We start from the raw sequence: 25,146 nt of genomic DNA on the forward strand, positions 1-25,146 counted from the left end.
GGAATCGATATGAAGTCTATCCCTTCGAGTGAGTACGGGACCTCTCCGGTTAGCAGGAAACGCCTGCTTGTCATCGGCAATGGCATGGTCGGCCAGCGCCTGCTGGAAGAACTGGTCCGGCGCGGGCAGGGCGACAGCATCACGGTGCTGTGCGGCGAACCCCGGCTGGCATATGACCGCGTGCAGCTGAGCCAGTGTTTTGTCGGGGCGGACCCGCAGGACCTGGCTCTGTCCGACGAGGTGTTCTTCGAGACTCATGGCATCACTGTGTTGCGCGGCAAGAAGGCGGCCTGGATCGACCGCGCACGGCGCCGCGTCCACGTCACGGACGAGGAATTCTATCTCTATGACCGACTGGTGCTGGCGATGGGGTCCAATCCTTTCATTCCGCCGATCGAGGGGGCAGATCGGCCTGGGTGCTTGCCGTATCGGACGCTCGAGGATGTGGCGGCCATCCAGGCGCGCGCGGCGGGCAGCCGTCGGGGCGTCGTCATCGGCGGCGGCTTGTTGGGCCTGGAGGCCGCACGCGCCCTGCATGGCCTGGGGCTGGATACCCATGTCGTCGAATTCTCGCCTTGGCTGATGGCGACGCAGCTCGATGAGTCCGGCGGGCGTCTGCTGCGCGGCAAGATCGAGGCGCTGGGCCTCCATGTCCACACATCCAAGACGACTTCGTCCATCGGCAGGGGCTTGCGCTCGCCTTTGCGCCTGAAGTTCTCGGATGGGGGGCTGTTGGAGGCCGACATGGTGGTGTTTTCGGCGGGCATCCGGCCCTGCGACCGTCTGGCGCACAGCTGCGGTCTGGTGATCGGCCCTCGGGGAGGCGTCGTGATTGACGAACGCTGCCGCAGCTCGGACCCGGCGATTTATGCGATCGGCGAGGTTGCCAGCTGGCAGGGCAGCACCTTTGGCTTGGTGTCGCCTGGCTATGAGATGGCAAGGGTTTGCGCGGCTCACCTGGAAGGCGACGAGGGCGTGGTCTTTCAGGGCAGCCAGCCCAGCACCAAACTGAAGTTGCTGGGGGTGGATGTTGCATCGATCGGCGATGCGCAGGGCCGCACGCAGGGCAGTGTGTGTTGCGTGTTCGAGGATGCTTTGGCGGGGGTCTATAAGAAGCTGGTGATGGATACCGGCGGGAAGCGTCTGTTGGGCGCAGTGCTGGTAGGCGATACGGCGTCGTTCGGCATGCTGGATCAGTACTTTACGAATGGCCTGCCCCTGCCGGCGCAGCCGGCCGCATTGATCGCGCCGGTGGCAGGCGCCGCCCCCGCGTTGGGCGTGGACGCACTGCCGGACACAGCGCAGATCTGCTCCTGCAATCAGGTGAGCAAGGGGACATTGTGCAGCGCCATCGCTGATGGTTGCGCCACCCTGGGCGACCTGAAAGCCAAGACCCGTGCGGGCACCACCTGCGGCGGCTGCATGCCGTTGGTGAAGCAGATACTGGACCGGGAGCTGGAACGGCTGGGGGTGGCCGTCGATCATGGTCTGTGTGAGCATTTCCGCTACAGCCGGCAAGAACTCTATCACCTGGTTCGCGTCAACGACATCCGCGATTTCAAGCGTCTGATCGCCCTGCATGGCACGGGAAAGGGGTGCGACCTCTGCAAGCCGGTGGCTGCGTCGATCTTTGCCTCGTGCTGGAATGACTTCGTGTTGGCCCCCCAGCACGCCCCGCTGCAGGATAGCAATGACGCCTATCTGGGCAATCTGCAGAAGGACGGTACCTATTCCGTGGTGCCTCGCATCCCGGCCGGGGAGATCACGCCTGAGAAGCTGATCGTCATCGGCGAGCTGGCCCGCAAATATGGCTTGTATACCAAGATCACCGGCGGTCAGCGGATCGATCTGTTCGGCGCGCGCCTGGAACAGCTGCCGCTGATCTGGCAGGAACTGATCGATGCAGGTTTCGAGTCCGGGCATGCCTATGGCAAGGCCCTGCGCACGGCCAAGTCGTGTGTCGGCAGCACTTGGTGCCGCTTCGGCGTGCAGGATTCAGTGGGACTGGCCATCCGCCTGGAGCAACGCTATCGGGGATTGCGCGCGCCCCACAAGATCAAGATGGCGGCGTCCGGCTGCACGCGCGAATGCGCCGAGGCGCAGAGCAAGGACGTCGGGGTCATCGCCACGGACAAGGGCTGGAACCTGTATGTGTGCGGTAACGGCGGCATGCGGCCTCGTCATGCGGAACTGCTGGCCTCGGATCTGGATGACGAGACGCTGATCCGGTACATCGACCGCTTCCTGATGTTCTATATCCGCACGGCGGACAAGCTGCAGCGCACGGCGGGCTGGCGCGAGAACCTGGAAGGTGGCCTGGATTACCTGAGGGACGTCGTTGTGAACGACAGCCTGGGTCTGGGCTCAGAGCTGGAAGCCCAGATGCAGCGCCTCGTGGATCGATACGAGTGCGAATGGGCCGCAACCCTGAAGGACGAGCAGGCCTTGCGGCGGTTCCGTTCCTTCGTCAATGATGACGCGCCCGATGAACAGATCGTTCACGTGCGGGAACGCGGTCAGATCCGTCCGGCCACAGTGCAGGAGCGCGAGGCGCTGACAATCCAGGCGGAGGTCGAATGAAGAAGATCATAGGCCTGCATGCTTCCCGTCCAGAGGCGCTGCAGAGGGATGCGCCGTGTTGGCAGGCGGTCTGCCGTCATGAAGACCTGATCCCGGATGCTGGCGTAGCCGTTCGGGCATTCGGTGAGCGGATCGCTGTCTTCATGACGGAGGCAGGGCTGTTCGCCATCGACCACGTGGATCCTTTCTGCGGTGTCGCCGTGTTGGCGCGTGGAATCGTCGGCGAACTGGGGGGGCGACCCGTGGTGGCCTCGCCCATGTACAAACAGCACTTTTTCCTGGATACCGGGGAATGCCTGGAGGATGTCGGCGTGCGCGTCCGCTGCTGGCTGGCGCGGGTGGACGAAGAGGGCGTTCTGCGTCTGAGCCGTCCGACGGATCGCGTTCTGGGGGAGCCGGATCATGGGACCTGATGCGATGATGAACCCACCTTTGCCGGCACATCCGGGGACGATGGGACACGTCTGGCTGGTGGGCGCCGGCCCCGGCGATCCCGATCTGATCACCCTGAAAGGTATGCGCGTCCTGCAGGCTGCCGATGTGGTGATCTACGACCGTCTGGCTCCGATCGCGCTGCTCGCGCACTGCCGGCCGGATGCCCTGCGGATTTCCGTGGGCAAGCAGGCCGGTCGGCACAGCGTTCCCCAGGACGGCATCCATGTCTTGCTGGCAACCCACGCAAGAGCGGGCCGCCTGGTTGTCCGCCTGAAGGGCGGCGATCCCTTCGTCTTCGGGCGCGGGGGAGAGGAAATGGTCTCCTTGCGCCAACAGGGGGTGCCGGTGTCGATCATTCCGGGGGTGACGGCGGCATCCGGCTGCGCAGCGGCGACCGGCATTCCGCTGACCCATCGTGATCTGGCAGCCGAGGTTTGCCTGGTCGCCGCGCATCGCCAGGATGGGGCCGATGGTCCGGACTGGTCCGCCCTGGCGGCCGGGCGGCAGCGCACATTGGTGTTTTACATGGGTTTGTCCCAGGCGCATCGGATCGGAGTCGAACTGATGCTGCGCGGCCTGTCCGGGGCGACGCCCGTTGCGCTCATCGCCGGCGGGACGACCTCGGCGCAGCAGGCGATCCGGTGCGGGCTGGCGGAGCTGGGGACGGTCTCTCACCGCAGCGATCTGGCGTCGCCTTGCCTGATCGTGGTCGGGCAGGTGGTCGCTCTCGCGGATCCAGATCTCGTGGCCTGGGCTCAGGACTGCCGGGCGCCCACCCTGGCCTGCTCGGCATGAAGCCCCTTTATCCGCTGTTCGCGGACCTGACGGGGCGACCGGTGCTGGTGGTCGGGGGAGGCGTCGTGGCGGAGCGCAAAGTGCGTTCCCTGCTGAAGTGCGGAGCGTCTGTTCGCGTGGGGGCGCCGCGCCTGACGGCAGCGCTGCGGCGCTGGGCGGACACAGCTTGTCTGACCTATTTGCCCGGACCGTTCCAGTCGGACTGGCTGGACGCGGCCTGGTTGGTCATCGCGGCGACCGGGGATCGCCGGGTCAATGCCCAGGTCAGGATGGCGGCGGACGCACGCGGTGTGCTGGCCAATGTCGTGGATGACCCCGGTCTGTCCTCGTTTCAGGTCCCGGCCGTGGTGGATCGGTCCCCCCTGGTGATTGCCGTGTCCTCGTCGGGGGCGGCGCCCGTCCTGGCCCGGCGTGTCAGAGAACGGATCGAAGCGCTGTTCGATGCTTCGCTGGGTGCGTTGATGGCGCTGGCGGATCGGCATCGCCAGGCTATCCGCCAGGCGTATCCCGATCCTGGGGCGCGCTGCCGGTTCTACGATTGGCTGCATGACGGTCCCGTGCCGGTGCGGCTGCGTCAGGGCGATGTGCCGGGCGCGGAAGAGCTGCTGCGCTGCCGCCTGGCGAGCGCAGCGACCGAGGCGCCGCTGGCGTGTCGGGTGACGTGGATCACAGTGTGTCCGGCAGACCCGGGGCGCCTGACACTGAATGAGCTGCGGGCCATGAACGAGGCCGAGGTGCTGGTGCATGAGCCCGACCTGCCCGCGCCGTGGCTGGACATGGCTCGCCGGGATGCGGACCGCCGCGTCTTGTCTGCGGGTTCGGACGCCGCCGGGGCGTTGGAGCTGTGCGCAGGCTATCGGCGTGCTGTCATCCTGCTGGCGGAACAGGATCAGAAGTCGAATTCCGGCTCGATGGCGTCACCCGCCTGCAGCCAGTGATCGCCGTCCGGCAGGGCGGCGATGGCGTTCATGCCGAACAGCACGCCTTGCTCGAACTGCCGATGCCGGGCCAGTGTGCGGCCGGGTTCGGGGGCGGTATGACCGGTCTGGGGATCCACGTTGGGGATGGGGCAGCGGGCGCATGCTTTGACGAAGGCAAACCCCAGCTTGCCGGTGCGAAAGCCCGCCAGATGATCCTCGTCGTAGGGCTCCAGTCCCTGTAGCACGATGTTGGGCCGAAAGCGGATCATGTCCGCCGCCGGATGGCCGCCTTCAGCCAACTGCGCGTTCAGCTCGTCCAGAGAATGCTGGTTCGTGACCAGAAACGGAAAGCCGTCGGCAAAAGCGAAGGCGTGGCGGTCCACTGGCAGAAAGGATTGCGGCCAGTCCGGGTGGGTCTGGATCCATTGCGTCATGTGACGCATGCTGGCCAGGCGGTGCGCCTGGGGGTGGACGTGCAGCAGTCGGCAGGATACGCCTAGGAAGCCGCTTAGCCAGCGGGCGACATCATCGCCCTGATCAGCGCCGATGGTCTCGGCGCCCCAGATGGTGACGGGGACGGCGGTTTGTTCGCCGCCGATGACCGGCGCAAAACAATCCGGCTGGTCGGGCGCTTTCAGCCACACGCCATCCGGCTGGGGTGCAGGCTGGATCAGCACCATGCGGGGGTGCTGGCGCTGGGTCATGAAGATGCCTTGTGCATCGACGATGACCCAGTGGCGGTCGTATTCCAGCCCGGCGCTGCTGACGCGGATGCGATCATGGGCGATGCCGGCGCAGGATTTGACGGGATAACTGTAGAGGCTGTGGATGGCCAGACGCATGGCGGCGATTCGGTCAATGGCGAAGCGCTTATTCTAAGCGCAAGCCGGACAAGGTTCGACGGGGCGCGCACAGCGCCCGCATCCGGAAGAATTTGACGTAGCATGCAGAGTTTGCGGCGCTCGCTAGAGGCGCCGGCTACTGGAGTCCCCATGCCCTTGAAAGACATTCTGGCCGCCCTGGTCGTCATCGTGGTCTGGGGGGCGAATTTCGTCGTCATCAAATTCGGTGTGGATGAGATCCCGCCGATGCTGTTGGGGGCCTTGCGGTTCTTGTTCGTCGCTTTTCCGGCGGTTTTTTTCGTCCCTCGGCCAGCGGTTCCCTGGCGGTATGTGGCAGGGTACGGGCTCACCATCTGTCTGGGGCAGTTCGTCTTTCTGTTCCTGGCCATCTATCTGGGCATGCCGGCGGGGCTGGCGTCGCTGGTACTGCAGGCCCAGGCGTTTTTCACCGTGGCGATCGCCGCGCTGGTGCTGCACGAATCCATCCGTGCGCATCATGTGCTGGGCATCGGTCTGGCGATCGCCGGTTTGGTGATGCTGAACGCCGGCGCGGGCTCGACGACGGTGCCCCTCGTGGGATTTCTGCTGACGTTGTTGGCGGCGTTCAGCTGGGCGTGCGGCAATATCGTCCTGAAATGCACGGGCCAGGTGCGCATGCTGTCCATGGTGGTGTGGGGCGCGCTGTTGCCGCCGATTCCGTTTTTATTGCTGTCGGCGGTGTTCGAGGGTCCGGACCGCATGCTGGACAGCTTGCTGCACATCAGCTGGCAAGCCGTGGCGGTCGTGGCGTATTTGTCGGGGGTGGCGACACTGATCGGCTATGTGCTGTGGGGGCGGTTGCTGGCGCGCCATCCGGTGGCCCGTATCGCGCCGCTGAGCTTGCTGATCCCGGTGGTCGGCCTGTTGTGTGCGGATTGGGTTCTGGGTGAAAAGCTGGGTTTGTGGCAGTGGCTGGGCGGCTTTGTGGTATTGATCGGACTGACCATCAATCTGTTTGGCGCCCGCTGGGCCGCCCTGCTTCGGAACCGCTCGTAACCGACCTAAAATGGGCGTTTTGGCGCCTGGTGGGTCAGGCCATCGTTTTTACTGGGATTCATACTCATGACCATCGATCGTGCAGGGATCAATGCCCTGATGGAAATTACGTCGCGTCCTGAACTGGTCTTTGTCAGCGGACAGGGTTCCTGGCTGCAGGACAGCGCGGGCAAGCGGTACCTGGACTTCATCCAGGGTTGGGCGGTGAACTGTCTGGGGCATAACCCGGCTGCGATGATCGACGCGCTGGCGCATCAATCGCGCGCCTTGATCAATCCTTCGCCGGCGTTCTACAACCAGCCGTCCATCGATCTGGCCAAGCGCATCGTGGGTGCGTCCTGCTTCGACCGGGTGTTTTTCGCCAATAGCGGGGCGGAAGCCAACGAAGGCGCCATCAAACTGGCCCGTAAATGGGGGCAGCTGCACCGCAAGGGCGCCTATAAGATCATCACGTTCGATCATGGCTTTCATGGCCGCACGCTGGCGACCATGTCGGCGTCCGGCAAGGCGGGCTGGGATACGAAATTCGCGCCGCAGGTCGACGGTTTCCCCAAGGCCGATCTGAATGATCTGGACTCTGTGCGCGCCCTGATCGACGATCAGACCGTGGCGGTGATGCTGGAACCCGTGCAGGGCGAGGCTGGCGTCATCCCGGCGACACGCGAATTTCTGCAGGAGCTGCGTGCGTTGACGCGTGAACGGGGGCTGTTGCTGATCGTGGACGAGGTGCAGACCGGCATGGGCCGCACTGGCCGCATGTTCGCCTATCAGCACGCGGGCATCGAACCCGACATCATGACCCTGGGCAAGGGCATCGGCGGCGGCGTGCCGCTGGCGGCGATGTGTGCCCGCGAGGCCGTCTGCTGCTTCGAGCATGGCGACCAGGGCGGCACCTACAACGGCAACCCTTTGATGACGGCGGTCGGGGTGGCGGTATTCGATGTGCTGGCAGCGCCTGGATTCATGGATGCCATCAATGAACGCGCGCGTCAGCTGTCGGACGGCCTGCTGGCTTTGTCGGACAAATGGGGCATGCAGGGCGAGCGCGGCGTGGGTCTGTTGCGCGCCTTGATCATGGATCGCGACGACGGCCCGGCCCTGGTGGCCGCCGCCCGGGAGCGGACGCCAGAAGGCCTGCTGCTGAATGCGCCGCGCGGCAATCTGTTGCGCTTCATGCCGGCCCTGAACGTGTCGGCCGATGAAATCGACACCATGCTGGCCTGGCTGGATGATCTGGTGGCGCAGGTGCGCGGTTGATTCTTCTGTGCCGCCCGTTCGGCGGCGCAGGATAAAAAAACGCCGCTGTGGCATGCCACAGCGGCGTTTTTTTGGGAGCAGGAGCCGATCAGCGGCCCAGCGGTCAGCGCCGCATCAAGCTTTCGCAGCCAGTTCGGCTTTTTTCACCTGACGCCAGTGGTGCAGCAGCGGTTCGGTGTAGCCGTTGGGCTGTTCCAGGCCCTTGAAGATCAGATCGCTGGCGGCCTTGAAAGCGCAGGATGTGTCGAAATGGCCGTCCATGGGTTCGTAGACGTCGTCGCCGGCGTTTTGCTTGTCCACGACGGCAGACATGCGGCGCAGGGTTTCTTCAACCTGGGCGCGGTTGGTGACGCCGTGCAGCAGCCAGTTGACGATGTGCTGGCTGGAAATCCGCAGCGTGGCGCGGTCTTCCATCAGGCCGACGTCATGGATGTCGGGGACTTTCGAGCAGCCCACGCCTTGGTCGATCCAGCGCACCACGTAGCCCAGGATGCCTTGGCAGTTGTTGTCCAGTTCCTGCTGGATCTGTTTGGGCGTCCAGGTGGGGGCGGCAGTCACCGGCACGGTCAGGATGCGGTCGGTGTAGTCCTCGTGGCGGCCTTCCAGGGACTTTTGCACTTCGACCACATCGACCTGATGGTAGTGCAGGGCATGCAGTGTAGCGGCGGTCGGCGACGGCACCCAGGCCGTGTTGCCGCCGGCCCTGACCTGGCCGATTTTCTGTTCGAGCATGGCGGCCATCAGGTCCGGCATGGCCCACATGCCCTTGCCGATCTGGGCATGGCCGCGCAAGCCGCATTCCAGGCCGGTCTGCACGTTGTTCAGCTCGTAGGCCTGGATCCAGGCCTGGGATTTCATGTCGTGCTTGCGCACCATGACGCCGGCGCGCATGGACGTGTGCAGTTCGTCGCCCGTGCGGTCCAGGAACCCTGTGTTGATGAATACCACGCGTTCGGTGGCGGCGGCGATGCAGGCTTTCAGATTGACGCTGGTGCGGCGTTCTTCGTCCATGATGCCCATCTTGATGGTGTTGGGCGCCAGGCCCAGCAGCGTTTCGACGCGGCCAAAGACTTCGCTGGCAAAGGCGACTTCGTCGGGGCCGTGCATTTTCGGCTTGACGATGTAGATGGATCCGGTGCGGGAGTTCTTGCGGGCCTTCAGGTCGTGGACGGCGATCAGCGACGTGCACACGGCATCCAGGATGCCTTCGGGGATTTCCAGGCCGTCGCGGTCGAGGATGGCGGGGTTCGTCATCAGGTGGCCGACATTGCGCACGAACATCAGGGCGCGGCTATGCAGGGTTCCGGTGCCGCCGTCGCGGGCGACGTATTCGCGGTCCGGGTTCAGGCGGCGGGTGATGGTCTTGCCGCCCTTCACCAGGTCTTCGGACAGGTCGCCCTTCATCAGGCCCAGCCAGTTGCGGTAGGCGACGACCTTGTCGTCGGCGTCGACGGCGGCGATCGAGTCCTCGCAGTCCATGATGGTGGTCAGGGCGGATTCGACGACCACGTCCTTGATGTGGGCGGCGTCGGTCTTGCCGATGGGCGATTGGGCGTCGAACTGGATTTCAAAGTGCAGGCCGTGATGGCGGAACACCAGGGCCTGAGGCGCGGCAGCGTCGCCGCGATGGCCCAGGAATGCCTGGGCATCGGCCAGACGCGTGGTCGCGCCGTCTTTCAGCGTGACCTGCAGTTCGCCGTTGACGACGGCATAGCCGGTGGCGTCGCTGTGCGAGCCCTGCGCCAGGGTGATGCTGTCGTTCAGGAATTGGCGGGCGAAGGCGATGACACGGGCGCCGCGCACCGGGTTGTAGCTGTTGCCGCGTGCGGCGCCATCCGTATCGGGGATGGCGTCGGTGCCGTACAGGGCGTCGTACAGGCTGCCCCAGCGTGCATTGGCGGCGTTCAGGGCGTAGCGGGCGTTCATGACCGGCACGACCAGCTGCGGGCCGGCTTGCGCCGTGATTTCCGTATCGACGTTGGCGGTGGTCACGGCGACCTTGGCCGGGGCGTCTTTCAGGTAGCCGATCTGGTGCAAAAAGGCGCGGTAGGCAGCCGGGTCGGCGATGGGGCCGGGGTGCTGGCCGTACCAGTCGTCCATGGCGGCCTGGATGCGGTCGCGTTCGGCCAGCAGGGCGCGGTTTTTCGGCGCCAGATCATGCACGATCGCCGCCAGCCCTTCCCAGAAGGCGGCGGGCTGCACCCCGGTGCCGGGCAGTGCTTCCTGTTCGAGGAACTGGTGCAGCACGGCTGCGACCTGGAGTCCATGGCTGGAAATGCGATCGGTCATGATGGTCCTTGGCTAATCTGAAGATCAATCCCAGGATTATAGGCAGTCTTCTATAAGAGTTAAAGGGTGATGAAGAGGGCCTGCAGGTTGTGCGATTCTGGCTAAGGCATTGATGTCACAAAGAAAAGGCCCGCATCCTAAGAAGCGGGCCGGCTATATGCCAGTGCAGATACTGCTTATTTTTCCGGCACCTGGGCGATGTGCAGCAGGTTGGTGCTGCCGCTGCGGCCAAACGGCAGGCCGGCAATGACGATCAGCGTGTCGCCCGGTGCAGCCAGCCCCGACTGTCGGGCGGCGTCCGTGGCGCAGCGGATCATTTCGCTGGATTCCTGCAGCTGCTCGGGAAAGTGCACCGGGCGCACGCCCCAGGCCAGCGCCAGGCGGCGGGCCGTGCGTTGCTCGGAGGTCAGTGCCAGAATCGGCGTGATGGGCCGTTCGCGGCAGGCCCGCAGGGCGCTGAATCCCGACGCTGTGTAGGCAACGGTAGCAGCAGGCTCCAGCAGGCCCGCCACGCGGCGCAGCGCACAGCAAATGGCGTCCGGGATGTTGGATTCGGCGGGGCTGTGGGTGGCGTCCAGGTTGGCTCGCCAGGAAGGATCGGCCTCCACCTCGCAGATGATGCGGGCCATGATGGTGACGGCTTCGAGCGGATATTGGCCGGATGCCGATTCGGCGGACAGCATGACGGCGTCCGCCCCGCTGTAGACGGCGGTGGCCACGTCGGACGCTTCGGCCCGTGTGGGCACCGGGGCGGTGATCATGGATTCCAGCATCTGGGTGGCGACCACCACGGGTTTGCCGGCGGCGCGGGCATGGCGCACGATGCGTTGCTGCAGCACCGGCACGCGCTGCGGCGGCAGTTCTACGCCCAGGTCGCCGCGGGCGACCATGATGCCGTCGGCCTGGTCGATGATGGCGTCCAGATGATCGATGGCGGCGGGTTTTTCCAGTTTCGCCATGATCCAGGCCTGGTCGCCGATCAGGCTGCGGGCCTCGATGATGTCTTCGGGACGCTGCACAAACGACAGCGCCACCCAGTCCACGCCCAGCGACAGGCCAAAGGCCAGATCGGCGCGGTCTTTCGGGGTCAGGGGAGAAATCGGCAGGATGACGCCTGGCACGTTCACGCCTTTGCGGTCGGACAAGGGGCCGCCCACCATGACGGTGGTCTCGGCGAAGTCCGGGCCGTGGCGGTCCACGCGCAGGCGCAGCTTGCCATCGTCCAGCAGCAGGTCGGTGCCGTCTTCCAGGGCGGCGAAGATTTCCGGGTGCGGCAGGTTGGCGCGTTGCGTATTGCCTTCGGCCGGGTCCAGATCCAGGCGAAAGTCCTGGCCCGCCTGCAGGGTGATCTTGCCGCCGCCGATTTTTCCGACCCGCAGCTTGGGGCCTTGCAGATCCATCAGAATGCCGATGGGACGGCCGATGTCCTGTTCGATCTGACGGATGATGCGGTAGCGTTCGGCATGGTCTTCGTGGCTGCCGTGGCTGAAGTTCAGGCGAAAGACATTGGCGCCGGCATCGACCAGGGCGCGGATCTGTTCTGGGGTGGAGCTGGCGGGGCCCAGAGTCGCCAGGATGCGGGCGCGGCGTTCGGTGCTCATGCCGGTTTTCCTTGGTACAGGTGTTCGGCCAGGTGGGCCGGACCGTCCAGCGCGGCGACGCCGGCGCGGGCGACCTGGGCGTCCTGGCCGGCTTGCACGCCCGATACGCCGACGGCGCCGACCACCAGGCTGTCGTAGTAAATGGGTTCGCCGCCTTCCAGGGGCACGACCGGCATGGACAGGGCGGCGATGCGGCCCTGATTGACCATGTCTTCGTAGACTTTGCTGGGTTTGCCGCTGAGCACGCAGGCGCGCGCCTTGTCAGGGGCGACCATGGCGCTCATGATCGGCGCGGCATCCATGCGTTGCAGCCAGAGCGGGTAGCCGCCGGCGTCACAGATGGCGATGCTGACATTCCAGCCGTTCTGGCGGGCTTCGTCCTCGGCGGCGGCCGCCATGCGGCGGGCATCGTCCAGGGTCAGGACACGAATTGTTTTCATGCGGTGTCTCCTTTGGCGAACCGTCCTGTCACAGGATCAGGATGGCGCGAAAATCATTGACGTTGGTCAGGGTCGGGCCGGTGATCAGGGAATCTCCCAGGCGCTCGAAGAATCCGTGGCCGTCGTTATCGTCCAGGTGGGCGCGAGGCGGCATGCCGGCCATCCAGGCGCGGGCCAGGGTATCGGGGGTGATCAGGGCGCCGGCGATTTCCTCCTGGCCATCGACGCCGTCCGTATCGCCCGCCAGGGCGTAGATGTTGCTGGCGCCGTCCAGGGCGATGGCGGTGGACAGCAGGCATTCCACATTGCGTCCGCCGCGGCCTTGGCCGCGCACGGTGACGGTGGTTTCACCGCCCGACAACAATACGCAGGGTGCGGGCACGGGTTGGCCGTGGGCGTGGACCTGCAAGGCGATGCCAGCCAGCACCTTGCCCACGTCACGGGCTTCGCCCTCGATGCGGTCGCCCAGCAGCACCGGGGTGATGCCGGCAGCGCGGGCCACGTCGGCGGCGGCTTCCAGCGCCATCTGCGGGGTGGCGATCAGATGGGTTTCCACGCGGGCCAGCAGCGGGTCGCCGGGCTTCAGGGTTTCGCCTCGGCCCGATTCCAGCAGGGCGCGGGCGCCCGCCGGCAGGGCGATGCCGTAGCGGCGCACGATGTCCAGCGCATCGGCGCAGGTGCTGGGGTCAGCGACCGTGGGGCCGGAGGCAATGTCGTTGGGCTGGTCGCCGGGCACGTCGGAAATCAGCAGATTGATCACGCGCGCGGGGGCGCAGGCGGCCGCCAGGCGTCCACCCTTGATGCCAGACAGGTGGCGGCGCACGCAGTTCATCTCGGCAATCGTCGCGCCGGATTTCAGCAGGGCGCGGTTGATGGCCTGCTTGTCGGCCAGGGTGACGCCAGCGCCCGGCACGGGCAGCAGCGACGATCCGCCGCCGGAAATCAGACAGATCACCAGGTCGTCGGCTGTCAGGTCCCGCACTTGATCGAACAGGCGCTGGGCGGCGTGTTCGCCGGCTTCGTCGGGGACCGGGTGGGCGGCTTCCAGGATTTCCAGGCGTTCGCAGGGCACGGCGTAGCCGTAGCGGGTGACGATGACGCCTTCCAGCGGACCCGGCCAGTGTTTTTCAAACGCCTGCGCCATGGCGGCTGAGGCCTTGCCTGCGCCGATCACGATGGTGCGGCCCTTGGGGGGCGTCGGCAAAAAGGCGGGGATGCAGTGTTCCGGCTGGGCAGCGCGCACGGCGGCCTGGAACATGCGGGTCAGAAGATCGCGGGGTTCTGTCATGAGACGTCCGTGCAAGAGGCAGTGCAAAACAGCGGATTCGCGCGGCGGGGCCTGGGGGTTCAGGTCCCGTCGCGTGATCCGGGATGCCGGCAGCGGTTTACTGGCCGATCTCGTGGTTAGCCATGATCTCCAGCGCGCGCACCATGCCGGAATGATCCCATGCCGCGCCGCCGTGCGCCACGCAGGAGTTGAACAGTTCCTGGGCCACGGCGGTGCTGGGCAAAGACAGACCCAGCTGGCGCGCGGTGGTCAGGGCCAGGTTCAGGTCCTTCTGGTGCAGATTGATGCGAAAGCCCGGGTCAAAGGTGCGCTTGACCATGCGCTCGCCGTGCACTTCCAGGATGCGCGAGCTGGCAAAACCGCCCATCAGGGCCTGGCGCACCTTGGCCGGATCGGCGCCGGCCTTGGAGGCCAGCACCAGGGCTTCGCCCACGGCTTCGATGGTCAGGGCGACGATGATCTGGTTGGCGACCTTGGTGGTCTGGCCGTCGCCGTTGCCGCCGACCAGGGTGATGTTCTTGCCCATCAGCTCGAAGATCGATTGGCATTGGTCAAAGGCCGCCTGGCTGCCGCCGATCATGATGGTCAGGCTGGCGGCCTTGGCGCCGACTTCTCCGCCGGACACCGGGGCGTCCAGGTATTCGCAGCCCAGGGCGTTGATCTTCTTGGCGAATTCCTTGGTGGCGACGGGCGAGATCGAGCTCATGTCGATCACGATCTTGCCCTTGGACAGGCCGGCGGCCACGCCGTTTTCACCGAACAGGACGGCTTCGACGTCCGGGGTGTCGGGCACCATGACGATGATGATGTCGGATGCCTTGGCGACTTCAGTGCTGTTGGCCAGCGCCTTGGCGCCCGCGTCCAGCAGGCTTTGCGGGGTCTTGCCCACGGTGTAGGTGACCAGCGTGTGGCCGCCCTGGATGAGATTGGCCGCCATGGGGGTGCCCATGATACCCAGACCGATGAAACCGATATTAGCCATGTGAGTGCTCCTTGATGTTCGTGTGGGGGTGTCTGTGTCAGGCCAGCGCCTGGATCCAGCCCAGACCGTCTTCAGTGCGGGCGGCGGGTTTGTATTCGCAGCCGATCCAGCCCGTGTAGCCGGTCTGGTCGATGTGGCGCAGCAGCCAGCGATAGTTGATTTCGCCCGTGCCGGGTTCGTTGCGCCCGGGGTTGTCGGCCAGTTGGATGTGACCGATGGACCCCAGATGCTTGCTGATCGTATTGCCCAGCTCGCCTTCCATGCGCTGCGCGTGATAGATGTCGTATTGCACGTGCAGATTGTCGGAGCCGACCTCGGCGATGATGGCCAGGGCCTGATCCGTGCGGCTCAGGAAAAAGCCGGGGATGTCGAAGGTATTGATGGGCTCGATGACCAGGCGGATGCCGGCCTTTTTCAGTTCGGCGGCGGCAAAGCGCAGGTTGTTCACAAAGGTCTGGTGCGCGGCGGCCTGGTCGACACCGGCCGGAACCTTGCCGGCCAGGCAGTTCACCTGGGTGCAGCCCAGGGCCTGAGCGTAATCGATGGCCCGGGCGACGCCTTGCTTGAACTCTTCGACGCGGTCCGGGTGGCAGGCGATGCCGCGCTCACCGGCGTCCCAGTCGCCGGCGGGCAGGTTGTGCAGCACCTGGACCAGACCGTTGTCCTTCAGGCGCTTGGCCAGGTCTTCTTTGGGGTAGGCGTAGGGAAACAGGTATTCGACGCCTTGGAAACCGGCTTTGGCGGCGGCGGCGAAGCGGTCCAGAAAATCGATCTCGGTGAACAGCATCGAGAGATTGGCGGCAAATTTCGGCATGAGTGACTCCTTGGGGTTTCCGTGGCGGCCCTGCGCGGCGGGGCTGCCACGGGGCCGGTCTTAGTCCAGCAGGGTGATGGCGGTGGGGGCGTCTTCACCGCGCTCGGCCAGTTCCTCGAACTCGTTGATCGCGTTGATGTCGTTGCCCATCGAGATATTGGTGATGCGCTCCAGAATGAATTCGACCACCACCGGGACCTTGAATTCCTGGATCCAGGCGCGAGCCTGCGCAATGGCGGGCTGGATGTCCTCGACTTTTTTCACGCGGATGGCCTTGCATCCCAGGCCTTCGGCGACCTTGACGTGATCCACGCCGTAGCCGTCGGTTTCCGGCGCGTTGATGTTGTCAAAGGCCAGCTGCACGCAGTAGTCCATGTCAAAGCCGCGTTGCGACTGGCGAATCAGGCCCAGATAGGCATTATTGACCACGATATGGATGTAGGGCAGATTGAATTGCGCGCCGACGGCCAGTTCTTCGATCATGAACTGGAAGTCGTAGTCGCCCGACAGCGCTACGATTTCGTCACCGGTATTGGCGGCCACCACGCCCAGGGTCGCGGGTACAGTCCAGCCCAGGGGGCCGGCCTGGCCGGCGTTGATCCAGTGGCGCGGGCCGTAGACGTGCAGCAGCTGGGCAGCGGCGATCTGCGACAGGCCGATGGTGGTCACATAGCGGGTATTGCGGCCAAAGGCCTTGTTCATTTCTTCGTACACGCGCTGCGGCTTCAAGGGCACCTGGTCAAAGTGCGTCTTGCGCTGCATGGATTTTTCGCCCTTGCGTGCGCGGCATGCCTGCGCCCAGGCGCCGCGGTCACGCAGCTGGTCGGCGGCTTTCAGGCGCTTGGCTTCCTCGATCATCAAACGCAGGGCTGCGCCGGCGTCGGAGGCGATGCCGTAATCCGGGCCGAAGACCTTGCCGATCTGGGTGGGGTCGACGTCGATGTGCACGAACGTGCGGCCTTCGGTGTAGACGGCGGTGGAGCCGGTGTGGCGGTTGGCCCAGCGGTTGCCGATGCCCATGACGAAATCCGAGGCCAGCAGGCTGGCGTTGGCATAGCGGTGAGCGGTCTGCAGGCCGACCATGCCGGCCATCAGCGGGTGGTCGTCAGGAATGACGCCCCAGCCCATCAGGGTCGGGATGACGGGCACGCCGGTCAGTTCGGCGAATTCCTGCAGCAGGTCGGCGGCGTCGGCGCTGAAGATCCCGCCGCCGGCTACCAGCAGGGGGCGCTCGGAGGCGTTCAGCATGGCCACGGCCTTGGCCGCCTGGGCGGGCGAGGCGGCGGGCTGGTAGACCGGCAGCGGTTCGTAGGTGTCGATATCGAATTCGATTTCGGCCATCTGCACATCAAAGGGCAGATCTACCAGCACCGGGCCGGGACGCCCGGAGCGCATGACGTGGAAGGCCTGCTGCAGAATGCGCGGCACCAGTTCCGGTTCACGCGCCATCACGGCCCATTTGGTGACCGGCTTGGCGATGGTTTCGATGTCCACGGCCTGGAAGCTTTCCTTGTGCAGTTGCGCACGCGGCGCCTGGCCGGTGATGCACAGGATGGGGATGGAGTCGCCGGATGCGGAATACAGGCCGGTGATCATATCGGTGCCGGCGGGGCCGGAGGTGCCCAGACACACGCCGATATTGCCGGGGTGGGCGCGGGTATAGCCTTCGGCCATGTGCGAGGCGCCTTCGACGTGGCGCGCCAACACGTGTTTGAAGCCGCCGTTCTTGCGCAGGGCGGAATACAGCGGGTTGATGGCGGCGCCGGGCACGCCGAACAAAGTGGTGATGCCTTCTTTTTGCAGGACTGCCGCGGCGGCGTCCACTGCTCTCATCCGAGCCATGATTACTCCTTGGTCTGATCTGTTAGGTCTGCGAGTCTGGAACCAGCATAAAGAAAGGCATCCAGGACAGGAATCCCCATGAGTCTCGTTTCTGTCGATACTATAAGTATCTGATAACAGAAAGCTGGAGTAGAATTTCTGAACGGAAGAGAGGCGTTGATTGCATCGATATTCCCTGTCGCACAAGGACATGGCAGTTGTTTCAGGCATCGGAGACCAGCATGGGCCGCTATACCGACATCAGCAGTTTTGTATTGATTGCCGATAAGGGCAGTTTCGCGGCGGCTGCCCTGGTGGAAGGCGTCACGCCGGTGGTCATGGGGCGGCGTCTGACGGCGTTGGAAAAGCGCCTGGGCGTGCAGCTGATGCACCGCTCGACGCGCGGCCTGGTGCTGACCGAACTGGGCGAACGCTATCTGGAGCAATGCCAGCAGCTGATTCAGGATTTCGATGCAGCCGACGCCAGCATCGTCGCGCGCCGGCGCACGCTGAGCGGCCATCTGGTGGTGTCGGCGCCGGCGTCGTTCGGGCGCCAGCATGTCGCGCCGCATGCGCTGGCGTTTCGCCAGCGCTACCCGGATCTGGCGCTGTCCTTCAATTTCACCGACAGCGTGGTGGATCTGGTGCGCGAGGGCTATGACATGGCGATCCGTATCGGCGAAGTCACGGACCCGAACTATGTCGCGGTGCGGCTGTTTCCCAACCAGCGTGTCGTCTGCGGCACCCCGGCCTATTTCGAATCGCATGGCGTGCCCAGGGTGCCCGAAGATCTGGTGCGGCATAATTGCCTGGCCTTCAATCTGCAAGGCGGTCAGCATCGCGGCTGGACTTTCGTGCGCGACGGCAAGCCTTTTGCCGTGCGGGTGCGGGGGGATCTGGCGTGCAATGACGGCGAATTGCTTTATGAATGGGTCCGCCAGGGCCTGGGCATCGGCTGGCGCTCTACCTGGGAAATCCAGCGTGAACTGAAGCGCGGCGAACTGGTGACGGTGCTGGATGAATTCGCCCTGCCCGCCTACGACATCCAGGCGGTCTACCCGCAGCAGCGGTATCTGCCGGCCAAGGTGCGCTATTTCATTGATGATTTAAAGCTTCATTACCAGCAGGCCGGGTACTGGGAAGGCGGGCGATGAAAGGGGTGGATCATGCGTGAACTCTATTCTTTTTTTTAATAGCTCAGCGGCGTATCGCGTGCGCATCGCTTTGGGCCTGAAGGGGCTGGATTACAGGATCGTGCCTGTTGACCTACTGAAAAAAGGCGGGGGCGAGCAGCGCGATGCGGCCTATCTGGACCGCAATCCGGCAGGTCTGGTGCCGGTGCTGGTAGATGACAGACACGTCCTGACTCAGTCGCTGGCCATCATCGAGTACCTGGACGAGGTGTACAGGACCCCGCCGCTGTTGCCGCCGGATCCGGTGGGCCGCGCCCGGGTGCGGGCGCTGGCCTTGTCCATCGCAGCCGATATTCATCCCTTGAATAATCTGCGGGTGCTGCGCCGGCTGGCGCATGATCTGCAGATAGAGAAACCCGCCCGTGACGACTGGTATCGGCATTGGGTCATGGTGGGCTTCCAGGCCCTGGAGGCGCATCTGCGGTCTTCCGACACCGGACGGTGCTGTCATGGGGATGACCCGGGGTTGGCGGATTGCTGCCTGATTCCTCAGGTCCACAATGCGCGCCGTCTCCAGGTCGATATGGCGGCCTATCCCAATATAGAGCGTATCGCGGTCTATTGCGGTGATCTGCCGGCCTTCCGCGCCGCGCATCCGGATGTCCAACCGGACGCGCATCCCCAGGTGAAAAGACAGGATGTGCGCCCGGGGGCAGGCTAAAATGCGGTCTATGAGAACACCGGAAATTTCCTCGCGCCGCAATGAACGTCTCGCCTTGTTGGCGCTGGCCGGGATGGCGATAGGCTGGGGCTACAACTGGGTGGTGATGAAATCGGTGCTGGCCTACGTCGGGCCTTTCGATTTTTCCGCCCTGCGCACCCTGTTTGGCGCCATGTTGCTGCTGGCCGTGCTGGCGGTGTTGCGCCGGCCGATGCGCATCCGGGCCCTGGGGCGCGTCATCCTGCTGGGGGTGCTGCAGACGGGGGCGTTTTCCGCCCTGATCCAGATCGCCCTGCTGCATGGCGGCGCCGGCAAGACGTCCATCCTGGTCTATACCATGCCCTTTTGGGTGATCCCCATGGCCTGGGTGGCTTTCGGGGAACGGGTGCGCGGTCTGCAGTGGCTGGCGCTGGCGCTGGCCGCGCTGGGGCTGACCCTGATTTTGGAGCCCTGGACCCTGCATGCCGATTTCATGAGCGAATTGCTGGCCGTGTCCGCCGGGCTGTGCTGGGCGCTGGCGACCATCGTGGCCAAATGGATCCGGCGCGACTATCCCATGGATGCCTTGCCGCTGACGGCCTGGCAGATGCTGTTCGGCGCTTTGGCCCTGTGCCTGGCGGCGTGGGTGGTGCCTGAAAAACCGATCGATCCGGCGCCGTATTTCTATGGGGCGCTGATTTATAACGCCGTCATCGCCACGGCCCTGGCCTGGTTTTTGTGGTTGTTCGCTTTGCAGCACCTGTCAGCCGGTGTGGCCAGCATGTCGGCGTTGGGCGTGCCCGTGGTCGGCGTGCTGGCAGGCTGGCTGCAGCTGGGCGAACAGCCCGGTGTGCTGGAACTGACCGGCATGGTGCTGATCGGGATCGCCTTGGTCGTGGTCAGCATGCGATCCGCCCAGAAATAGCCGCCGCGCCATGGTGTCCGACGACCACTTGTCGCGTATCCGCGAGCTGAAATTCAAGCAGCTGCTGGTCTTCGAGCGCGTGGCGACGTTGGGGTCCATGCACAAGGCGGCTGAAGCCGTCCATATGACGCAGCCCAATGTGGTCAAGATCGTGCGCCAGCTGGAAGACTTGCTGGATGTGACATTGTTCGAGCGTCACAGCAAAGGGGTGCGCCTGACGGTGTTCGCCGATCATTTGCTGGAGCGCATCCGCCCCATGTTGGGGGACGCCCGCGCCATGAGCGAGGAGCTGACCGCTTTGCGCGGCGGCGACGGCGGGCAGGTGGCGGTGGGCACGCTGATTTCAGCATCGGCCTGGTTGCTGCCCGAAAGCGCCGCCCTGATGAAGCAGCGTCACCCCAAGGTCGGGCTGATGATCCAGGAAGCCACCAACGACATTCTGTTCCCGATGCTGCAGGTGGGTGAATTGGACGTGATCCTGGGGCGGCTGCCTGACAGCCCTGGTGAAGGCGTGGAGACCCACGCGATCTACCAGGACGAGTTGATGATCGTGGCGCGGGCCAAGCACCCGCTGTCCCAGGGGGCGGAATGCGCCGTGCGGGATTTGTTGGATTACCCCTGGATCGTGCCGTCCAATGCCTCGCCGGTGCGCCGGCAGGTGGACCAGTTCTTCCTGAGCCGCCAGATGCCCATTCCGGACAACCAGATCGTCTCCCTGTCCATGCTGACCAATCTGGGGATTCTGGCCCGCTCCGATGCGCTGGCCATGTTGCCCAGCGTCGCCGCCCGTCCATTGATCCAGGTGGGCGTGTTGTTCGAAGTCCCCATCCACGTGCGCCTGCCCTTTGGCGCCATCGGCTACAGCGTGCGGGCCGACCGTGCGTTGGTGCCGGCAGCGGCTGCTTTTGTGCAGGTGTTGCGCGAAGTCGGGGCGCGGGCCGGGGTGGTATAGCGCGGGCGCGTTGCGTCAGCGGGATTCCGGGGCAGAGGCGCCGCCCTGCAGGCTGTCGATCGGCACGAATTTTCCACGCGACTTCAGCTTGTCCAGCACGATCTGTGAATGAATGCGCGTCACGCCGCGTAGTTTGTTCAGGCGATTGACGATGAATTGCGAGAATTCCTCGAAATCCCGCGTGCGTACATACAGCAGATAGTTGGCCTGGCCCGTCACGATGAAGGCGTTGACGACTTCGTCCATGGCCTGGATTTCGCGGGTGAAGTATTGGTGTTCGGATTCATTGAGCTGGCCGATGTTCAGTTCGACGAAGGCCTCGATCCTGAACCCTAGCTTGGGGGCGCTGAGCGTGGCGTTATAGCCCTCGATGTAGCCGTGTTCTTCCAGCAGCTTGACCCGCCGGTGGCAGGCGGATGGCGAGAGCGCGACCAGATCGGCGAGTTCCTGATTACTGAGGCGCCCGTTGGTCTGCAGAGTGCCCAGGATTTTCAAGTCCAGTGCGTCCAGTCTCATTTATCAAATTTCCTGCGAATTGGTTGTCATAAATTCGAATAACATTCCATATCATACCGATAATATTGGAATTTTCGAAGAATTTGTCATCACCTCGATGCTAGACTATTTTTATCGAAGTTCGTTGAAAACAGCCGCTGTAGAGGAAAAAAACATGGTGACTTTGGAACAGTGCCGGGCCTGGGATGCCGCCGATGAGCTGGCCAGCTTGCGTCAGCACTTCGATCTGCCTTCGGGTGTCATCTATCTGGATGGCAATTCGCTGGGCGCGCTGCCGAACCATGCCTTGAGTCGTGCGCAGGATGTGATCCAGCGCGAATGGGGTGTGGATCTGATCAACAGCTGGAACAAGAACAGCTGGTGGACCTTGCCCACGCGTCTGGGGGATTTGCTGGCGCCGGTCATCGGCGCCGGGGCGGGCGAGGCCGTCGTCACCGACACGACCTCGACGAATCTCTTCAAGGTCGTGGCCAGCGCCGTGCGTATCCAGCAGCACGAGCACCCGCAGAAAAAGGTCATTCTGGCCGAGCGCGATGCGTTTCCCACCGATTTGTACATGATTCAGGGCCTGTCGGAATTCCTGGATCGCGGCTACGAACTGCAGTTGATCGATCAACCGGAGGATCTGCCGGCAGCGCTGACCGATCAGGTGGCCGTCGTCGTGCTATCGCACGTCAATTACCGCACAGGCTATCTGCACGACATGGCGGCGGTCAGCGAGCAGGTGCATGCCAAGGGCGGCTTGATCATCTGGGACCTGTGTCATTCGATCGGCGCGGTCCCCATGGACCTGGGCGCTGCCGGTGCGGATTTTGCCGTCGGCTGCACCTATAAATATCTGAATGGCGGCCCGGGATCGCCTGCCATGCTGTGGGTCAATCCCCGTTTGCGTCAGCAAGCCTGGCAACCCCTGTCGGGTTGGTGGGGGCATGCGCGCCCCTTCGATATGTCTACCGAGTACGCGCCAGATGCCGGCATCCGCAGTTTCTTGTGCGGTACGCAGCCCATCGTGTCGATGGCTTTGGTAGCGTGCGGCCTGGAGATCTTCCACCAGACCGACATGCAGGCGATCCGCCGCAAATCGCTGGCCATGACGGATCTGTTCATCCAGTTGGTGGAGCAGGAATGCGCCGGCCAGGAGATCGAACTGATCACGCCGCGTGATCATCATTGCCGTGGCAGTCACGTCAGCTTCCGTCATCCGCAAGGGTATGCCGTGGTCCAGGCGCTGATTGCGCGCGGCGTGGTGGGCGATTATCGCGAGCCGGAGGTCATGCGTTTTGGCGTGACGCCGTTGTACCTGCGCTTCGAGGACATCTGGAATGCCGTCCAACACCTGAAGGCTGTACTGCTGCAGCGTGAATGGGATCAGGAGCAGTTCCGGACCCGAGGCTTGGTGACCTGATGCAAGTGTTTTATCCCGTCTGATCCTTATAAGCGCCAGCTAGAGCGCACCTATCGGACAGGCGGGGCTCTCAAAAAACCTCCCATCCAGGGAAGGAGACAAATCATGAGTGGGTTCGACAAAATCCAGTCCCGGGAAGCCGGACTGCACAAGAAATTGACCGCTGGGCAGATGAGTATGATCGCCATCGGCGGGGCGATCGGTACCGGCCTGTTTCTGGGCAGCAAGTTCGCGATCGGCTTTGCCGGTCCGGGCGTGATCATCAGCTATGTGATCGGCGGTATCGTCGCCTTATTGCTGATGGGCTGCCTGGCCGAGATGACGGTGCAGCATTCCACCTCCGGTTCGTTCGGCGCGTACGCGGAACACTACATCGGTCCGCTGGCCGGATTCCTGGTCCGTTACTGTTACTGGTCCTGCATCGTGCTGGCCGTGGGCACCGAAGTGACGGCGGTCGCGGAATATATGAAATTCTGGTTTCCGGGCATGCCCGCCTGGATCTGGATCGTCGGGTTTTCGGCGGCCCTGATCGGCGTCAACGCCTATAGCGTCAAGGCGTTCGGGTCGGTGGAATATTGGTTCTCGGCTATCAAGGTCTTTGCCATCATCGCCTTCATTTTGCTGGCGGTCGGCGTCTTGTTCGGCTCTTATCAAGCCCAGACGGTCGTCAGCAATCTGACTGATCAGGGGGGATTCCTGCCGCATGGCTGGGGTGGCGTGTGGACCGGGGTCATCATTTCGATCTTCAGTTATCTCAGTATTGAAATGATCGCTGTCGCCGCCGGAGAGGCCGAACATCCCAAGCAGGCCGTGCGTGCCGCCTTCAAGGCCACCATCGTGCGGCTGGTGATTTTCTACCTGTTGTCGCTGTCCTTGATCGTGATGCTGGTGCCCTGGAAGGCCCTGGTGGCCGACGGGACGACCAGCCCGTTTGTAACCGTGATGCAGGCGGTGGACATCCCCTTTGCAGACAGCATCCTGAACTTCATCGTCATCGTGGCGGCGCTGTCGGCCATGAACAGCATGCTGTACATCTCGACGCGCATGCTGTTCAGCCTGGCGCGGGCCGGGGATGCACCCGCCGTCCTGGGCCGGGTACATGAATCGGGCGTGCCGCTGAACGCTTTGGCGGTGTCGGCCAGCGGCATTGCGGTGGCGGCTTCCGTCTACGTCGCCAATCCGGGCGCCGCCTTTCCCATCATGATCGCCCTGTCCATGTTCGGCGCGCTGTTCACCTGGGGCATGATTTTCTTCACGCACCTGTTTTTCCGCCGCCGCATGATCCGGGATGGCGTGACGCTGGAATTCCGCATGGTCGGATTTCCTTTCGGCACGCTGCTGGGTCTGGGGCTGATCCTGGCGATCATGTTGACGACCTGGTTCATCGATATCTTTCACGCCACGCTGGTGTTCGGCGTGCCGTTCCTGCTGGTGCTGCTGGCGGTGTACGGCGTGCGGCGCTGGCGTCGCGCAGGCGCGCAGCCTGCCGCCGATGCCGGGCAGTCGGGTAGCGCTGGGTATTGATGCAGGATGCATCGCCCCTATGACAATAGCCAGACCGTCGCGGATGAAGCGGCGGTGCTGGCGGACTTTGCCCGGCGCAGCCGGCAGGTCTATCAGGATGTGCCGCATCGGCGGGATGTGCCTTACGGCGCCGGGCCGCGCTGCGTGCTGGATGTCTTTGATTGCCCGGACGCCGTGGAGACGCTGGTGTTCATCCATGGCGGCTACTGGCAGTGGTGCGACAAGACGGACTTTGCCTTCATCGTGCCCCTGCTGTTGCAGCACCGTTACCGATGCGTGTTGCTGGAATACGATCTGGCGCCGCACCGCCGCCTGGCGGATATCGTGCGGCAGGTGGGCAAGGCGCTGGATTTTCTGCGGCAGCAAACCTGGGCGGGGCAGGCGCTGACCGTCGTGGGGCATTCGGCGGGCGCGCATCTGGCCGCCTGCCATCTCGCCCATCCAGCCATGGGGGCTGTGCACCTGCTGAGCGGTGTGTATGAACTGGCGCCGATCCGCGACACGCATCTGGATCAGGCCCTGAAGCTGTCGGATGAGGAAATCGCGGACTGCAGCCCGGTGCGCCAAGCGCTTGCCCCGCGAGTGCCTTGTCATCTTGCGGTAGGCGCCCAGGAACTGCCGGAACTGCGCTGGCAAAGCGCCCATTTTGCGCAGCGGCTGCGGCAGGCCTGCCCGGATGCGCCGGTGTCGTACCGGGTCTTGCCGGACTGCAATCACTACACCATTTTGGATGCGTATTGCGCGGCGTTGGGGAACCCGGACTGAGGCCTGCCGGAGGCAGCTCGGCTTGACCCGGAAGGGCTGTCATCCATATTGTGTGGTATTTGCGATTCCATTATGGAATCATAAATCGCTGTTTTGTGATTAGAAAATAATCTCAACCCGGTCTACA

The 25,146-nt window shown here is 64.1% G+C and carries 22 protein-coding genes; 13 read left to right on the top strand and 9 right to left on the bottom strand.

Annotated features, from left to right (window positions below):
- Positions 1–9: 9 nt before the first annotated feature.
- From nirB to VDP79_RS14035, 4 genes are read left to right on the top strand one after another with little or no spacing between them, the layout of a single operon-like run.
- Complete coding sequence (nirB, locus tag VDP79_RS14020) at positions 10–2,580, top strand: nitrite reductase large subunit NirB (protein ID WP_323018774.1); 2,571 nt, start codon at positions 10–12, stop codon at positions 2,578–2,580.
- Positions 2,577–2,993, top strand: a complete 417-nt coding sequence (nirD, locus tag VDP79_RS14025; RefSeq protein WP_323018775.1) for a nitrite reductase small subunit NirD — start codon at positions 2,577–2,579, stop codon at positions 2,991–2,993. Before nirB ends, nirD begins: the two co-directional genes overlap by 4 nt.
- A 4-nt stretch (positions 2,994–2,997) precedes the next feature.
- On the top strand, positions 2,998–3,810 hold the full coding sequence (gene cobA / locus VDP79_RS14030) for a uroporphyrinogen-III C-methyltransferase (RefSeq protein ID WP_323018776.1): 813 nt from the start codon (positions 2,998–3,000) through the stop codon (positions 3,808–3,810).
- A complete protein-coding gene (locus VDP79_RS14035; protein ID WP_323018777.1) occupies positions 3,807–4,748 on the top strand; it encodes a precorrin-2 dehydrogenase/sirohydrochlorin ferrochelatase family protein in 942 nt (313 codons plus the stop codon). The genes cobA and VDP79_RS14035 overlap by 4 nt, the downstream gene beginning before the upstream one ends.
- On the opposite strand, the gene VDP79_RS14040 is transcribed toward VDP79_RS14035, so the two are convergent.
- On the bottom strand, positions 4,700–5,572 hold the full coding sequence (locus VDP79_RS14040; protein WP_323018778.1) for an MOSC domain-containing protein: 873 nt from the start codon (positions 5,570–5,572) through the stop codon (positions 4,700–4,702). The genes VDP79_RS14035 and VDP79_RS14040 overlap by 49 nt on opposite strands.
- Before the next feature lie 150 nt (positions 5,573–5,722).
- Between VDP79_RS14040 and VDP79_RS14045 the strand changes: the two genes are divergently transcribed.
- Together VDP79_RS14045 and VDP79_RS14050 are read left to right on the top strand one after the other, a co-directional pair.
- A complete protein-coding gene (locus tag VDP79_RS14045) occupies positions 5,723–6,607 on the top strand; it encodes an EamA family transporter (protein WP_323018779.1) in 885 nt (294 codons plus the stop codon).
- Between the two features lie 66 nt (positions 6,608–6,673).
- Entirely contained in the window at positions 6,674–7,864 is a 1,191-nt protein-coding gene (locus VDP79_RS14050) for an acetylornithine transaminase (protein WP_323018780.1), read from the top strand.
- A gap of 114 nt (positions 7,865–7,978) precedes the next feature.
- Here the strand turns inward: VDP79_RS14050 and VDP79_RS14055 are convergent, their stop codons facing one another.
- The 7 genes from VDP79_RS14055 to gcl all read right to left on the bottom strand — a co-directional run bounded on the left by VDP79_RS14055 (position 7,979) and on the right by gcl (position 17,120).
- Complete coding sequence (locus VDP79_RS14055) at positions 7,979–10,153, bottom strand: malate synthase G (RefSeq protein ID WP_323018781.1); 2,175 nt, start codon at positions 10,151–10,153, stop codon at positions 7,979–7,981.
- A 176-nt stretch (positions 10,154–10,329) separates the two neighbouring features.
- On the bottom strand, positions 10,330–11,754 hold the full coding sequence (pyk, locus tag VDP79_RS14060) for a pyruvate kinase (RefSeq protein ID WP_323018782.1): 1,425 nt from the start codon (positions 11,752–11,754) through the stop codon (positions 10,330–10,332).
- Entirely contained in the window at positions 11,751–12,194 is a 444-nt protein-coding gene (locus VDP79_RS14065; RefSeq protein WP_323018783.1) for a GlcG/HbpS family heme-binding protein, read from the bottom strand. Before VDP79_RS14065 ends, pyk begins: the two co-directional genes overlap by 4 nt.
- Before the next feature lie 28 nt (positions 12,195–12,222).
- On the bottom strand, positions 12,223–13,482 hold the full coding sequence (locus tag VDP79_RS14070; protein ID WP_323018784.1) for a glycerate kinase: 1,260 nt from the start codon (positions 13,480–13,482) through the stop codon (positions 12,223–12,225).
- 97 nt (positions 13,483–13,579) lie between these two features.
- A complete protein-coding gene (locus tag VDP79_RS14075; protein WP_323018785.1) occupies positions 13,580–14,464 on the bottom strand; it encodes a 2-hydroxy-3-oxopropionate reductase in 885 nt (294 codons plus the stop codon).
- A 37-nt stretch (positions 14,465–14,501) separates the two neighbouring features.
- Entirely contained in the window at positions 14,502–15,278 is a 777-nt protein-coding gene (gene hyi / locus VDP79_RS14080) for a hydroxypyruvate isomerase (protein WP_323018786.1), read from the bottom strand.
- 60 nt (positions 15,279–15,338) lie between these two features.
- Positions 15,339–17,120, bottom strand: coding sequence for a glyoxylate carboligase (gene gcl, locus VDP79_RS14085; RefSeq protein ID WP_323018787.1), 1,782 nt, complete (start codon positions 17,118–17,120; stop codon positions 15,339–15,341).
- A 221-nt stretch (positions 17,121–17,341) separates the two neighbouring features.
- Between gcl and VDP79_RS14090 the strand changes: the two genes are divergently transcribed.
- From VDP79_RS14090 to VDP79_RS14105, 4 genes are read left to right on the top strand one after another with little or no spacing between them, the layout of a single operon-like run.
- Positions 17,342–18,253, top strand: a complete 912-nt coding sequence (locus tag VDP79_RS14090; protein WP_323018788.1) for a LysR family transcriptional regulator — start codon at positions 17,342–17,344, stop codon at positions 18,251–18,253.
- Between the two features lie 16 nt (positions 18,254–18,269).
- Positions 18,270–18,953 carry a maleylacetoacetate isomerase gene (gene maiA / locus VDP79_RS14095; RefSeq protein ID WP_323018789.1) on the top strand — a complete coding sequence of 228 codons (684 nt, stop codon included), beginning with the start codon at positions 18,270–18,272 and terminating at the stop codon, positions 18,951–18,953.
- A 10-nt stretch (positions 18,954–18,963) separates the two neighbouring features.
- Positions 18,964–19,857 (top strand): DMT family transporter, encoded by an 894-nt coding sequence (locus VDP79_RS14100; protein WP_323018790.1) that lies wholly within the window; start codon positions 18,964–18,966, stop codon positions 19,855–19,857.
- 10 nt (positions 19,858–19,867) lie between these two features.
- The gene (locus VDP79_RS14105; RefSeq protein ID WP_323018791.1) at positions 19,868–20,809 is read left to right on the top strand and encodes a LysR substrate-binding domain-containing protein; all 942 of its coding nucleotides are present in this window, start codon (positions 19,868–19,870) and stop codon (positions 20,807–20,809) included.
- 15 nt (positions 20,810–20,824) lie between these two features.
- On the opposite strand, the gene VDP79_RS14110 is transcribed toward VDP79_RS14105, so the two are convergent.
- Positions 20,825–21,325 (bottom strand): Lrp/AsnC family transcriptional regulator, encoded by a 501-nt coding sequence (locus VDP79_RS14110; RefSeq protein ID WP_323018792.1) that lies wholly within the window; start codon positions 21,323–21,325, stop codon positions 20,825–20,827.
- 154 nt (positions 21,326–21,479) lie between these two features.
- Between VDP79_RS14110 and kynU the strand changes: the two genes are divergently transcribed.
- The 3 genes from kynU (at position 21,480) to VDP79_RS14125 (ending at position 25,019) form a co-directional block, all read left to right on the top strand.
- The gene (gene kynU, locus VDP79_RS14115) at positions 21,480–22,730 is read left to right on the top strand and encodes a kynureninase (protein ID WP_323018793.1); all 1,251 of its coding nucleotides are present in this window, start codon (positions 21,480–21,482) and stop codon (positions 22,728–22,730) included.
- Positions 22,731–22,835: 105 nt separating this feature from the next.
- A complete protein-coding gene (locus tag VDP79_RS14120; RefSeq protein WP_323018794.1) occupies positions 22,836–24,254 on the top strand; it encodes an amino acid permease in 1,419 nt (472 codons plus the stop codon).
- Positions 24,255–24,260: 6 nt separating this feature from the next.
- A complete protein-coding gene (locus VDP79_RS14125; protein ID WP_323018795.1) occupies positions 24,261–25,019 on the top strand; it encodes an alpha/beta hydrolase in 759 nt (252 codons plus the stop codon).
- The last annotated feature ends 127 nt before the right edge of the window (positions 25,020–25,146 follow it).

The organism is Castellaniella sp. (genome assembly GCF_034675905.1).
Classification (GTDB): Bacteria; Pseudomonadota; Gammaproteobacteria; order Burkholderiales; family Burkholderiaceae_B; genus Castellaniella.

Coding starts and splice junctions, on each gene's coding strand:
- VDP79_RS14040 (WP_323018778.1), bottom strand. CDS start 5,572: ATGCGTCTGGCCATCCACAGCCTCTACAGTTATCCCGTCAAATCCTGC.
- VDP79_RS14105 (WP_323018791.1), top strand. CDS start 19,868: ATGGTGTCCGACGACCACTTGTCGCGTATCCGCGAGCTGAAATTCAAG.
- VDP79_RS14045 (WP_323018779.1), top strand. CDS start 5,723: ATGCCCTTGAAAGACATTCTGGCCGCCCTGGTCGTCATCGTGGTCTGG.
- nirD (WP_323018775.1), top strand. CDS start 2,577: ATGAAGAAGATCATAGGCCTGCATGCTTCCCGTCCAGAGGCGCTGCAG.
- cobA (WP_323018776.1), top strand. CDS start 2,998: ATGATGAACCCACCTTTGCCGGCACATCCGGGGACGATGGGACACGTC.
- VDP79_RS14035 (WP_323018777.1), top strand. CDS start 3,807: ATGAAGCCCCTTTATCCGCTGTTCGCGGACCTGACGGGGCGACCGGTG.
- VDP79_RS14055 (WP_323018781.1), bottom strand. CDS start 10,153: ATGACCGATCGCATTTCCAGCCATGGACTCCAGGTCGCAGCCGTGCTG.
- VDP79_RS14100 (WP_323018790.1), top strand. CDS start 18,964: ATGAGAACACCGGAAATTTCCTCGCGCCGCAATGAACGTCTCGCCTTG.
- kynU (WP_323018793.1), top strand. CDS start 21,480: ATGGTGACTTTGGAACAGTGCCGGGCCTGGGATGCCGCCGATGAGCTG.
- VDP79_RS14090 (WP_323018788.1), top strand. CDS start 17,342: ATGGGCCGCTATACCGACATCAGCAGTTTTGTATTGATTGCCGATAAG.
- VDP79_RS14070 (WP_323018784.1), bottom strand. CDS start 13,482: ATGACAGAACCCCGCGATCTTCTGACCCGCATGTTCCAGGCCGCCGTG.
- gcl (WP_323018787.1), bottom strand. CDS start 17,120: ATGGCTCGGATGAGAGCAGTGGACGCCGCCGCGGCAGTCCTGCAAAAA.
- VDP79_RS14050 (WP_323018780.1), top strand. CDS start 6,674: ATGACCATCGATCGTGCAGGGATCAATGCCCTGATGGAAATTACGTCG.
- hyi (WP_323018786.1), bottom strand. CDS start 15,278: ATGCCGAAATTTGCCGCCAATCTCTCGATGCTGTTCACCGAGATCGAT.
- pyk (WP_323018782.1), bottom strand. CDS start 11,754: ATGAGCACCGAACGCCGCGCCCGCATCCTGGCGACTCTGGGCCCCGCC.
- VDP79_RS14125 (WP_323018795.1), top strand. CDS start 24,261: ATGCATCGCCCCTATGACAATAGCCAGACCGTCGCGGATGAAGCGGCG.
- VDP79_RS14075 (WP_323018785.1), bottom strand. CDS start 14,464: ATGGCTAATATCGGTTTCATCGGTCTGGGTATCATGGGCACCCCCATG.
- nirB (WP_323018774.1), top strand. CDS start 10: ATGAAGTCTATCCCTTCGAGTGAGTACGGGACCTCTCCGGTTAGCAGG.
- VDP79_RS14110 (WP_323018792.1), bottom strand. CDS start 21,325: ATGAGACTGGACGCACTGGACTTGAAAATCCTGGGCACTCTGCAGACC.
- VDP79_RS14120 (WP_323018794.1), top strand. CDS start 22,836: ATGAGTGGGTTCGACAAAATCCAGTCCCGGGAAGCCGGACTGCACAAG.
- VDP79_RS14065 (WP_323018783.1), bottom strand. CDS start 12,194: ATGAAAACAATTCGTGTCCTGACCCTGGACGATGCCCGCCGCATGGCG.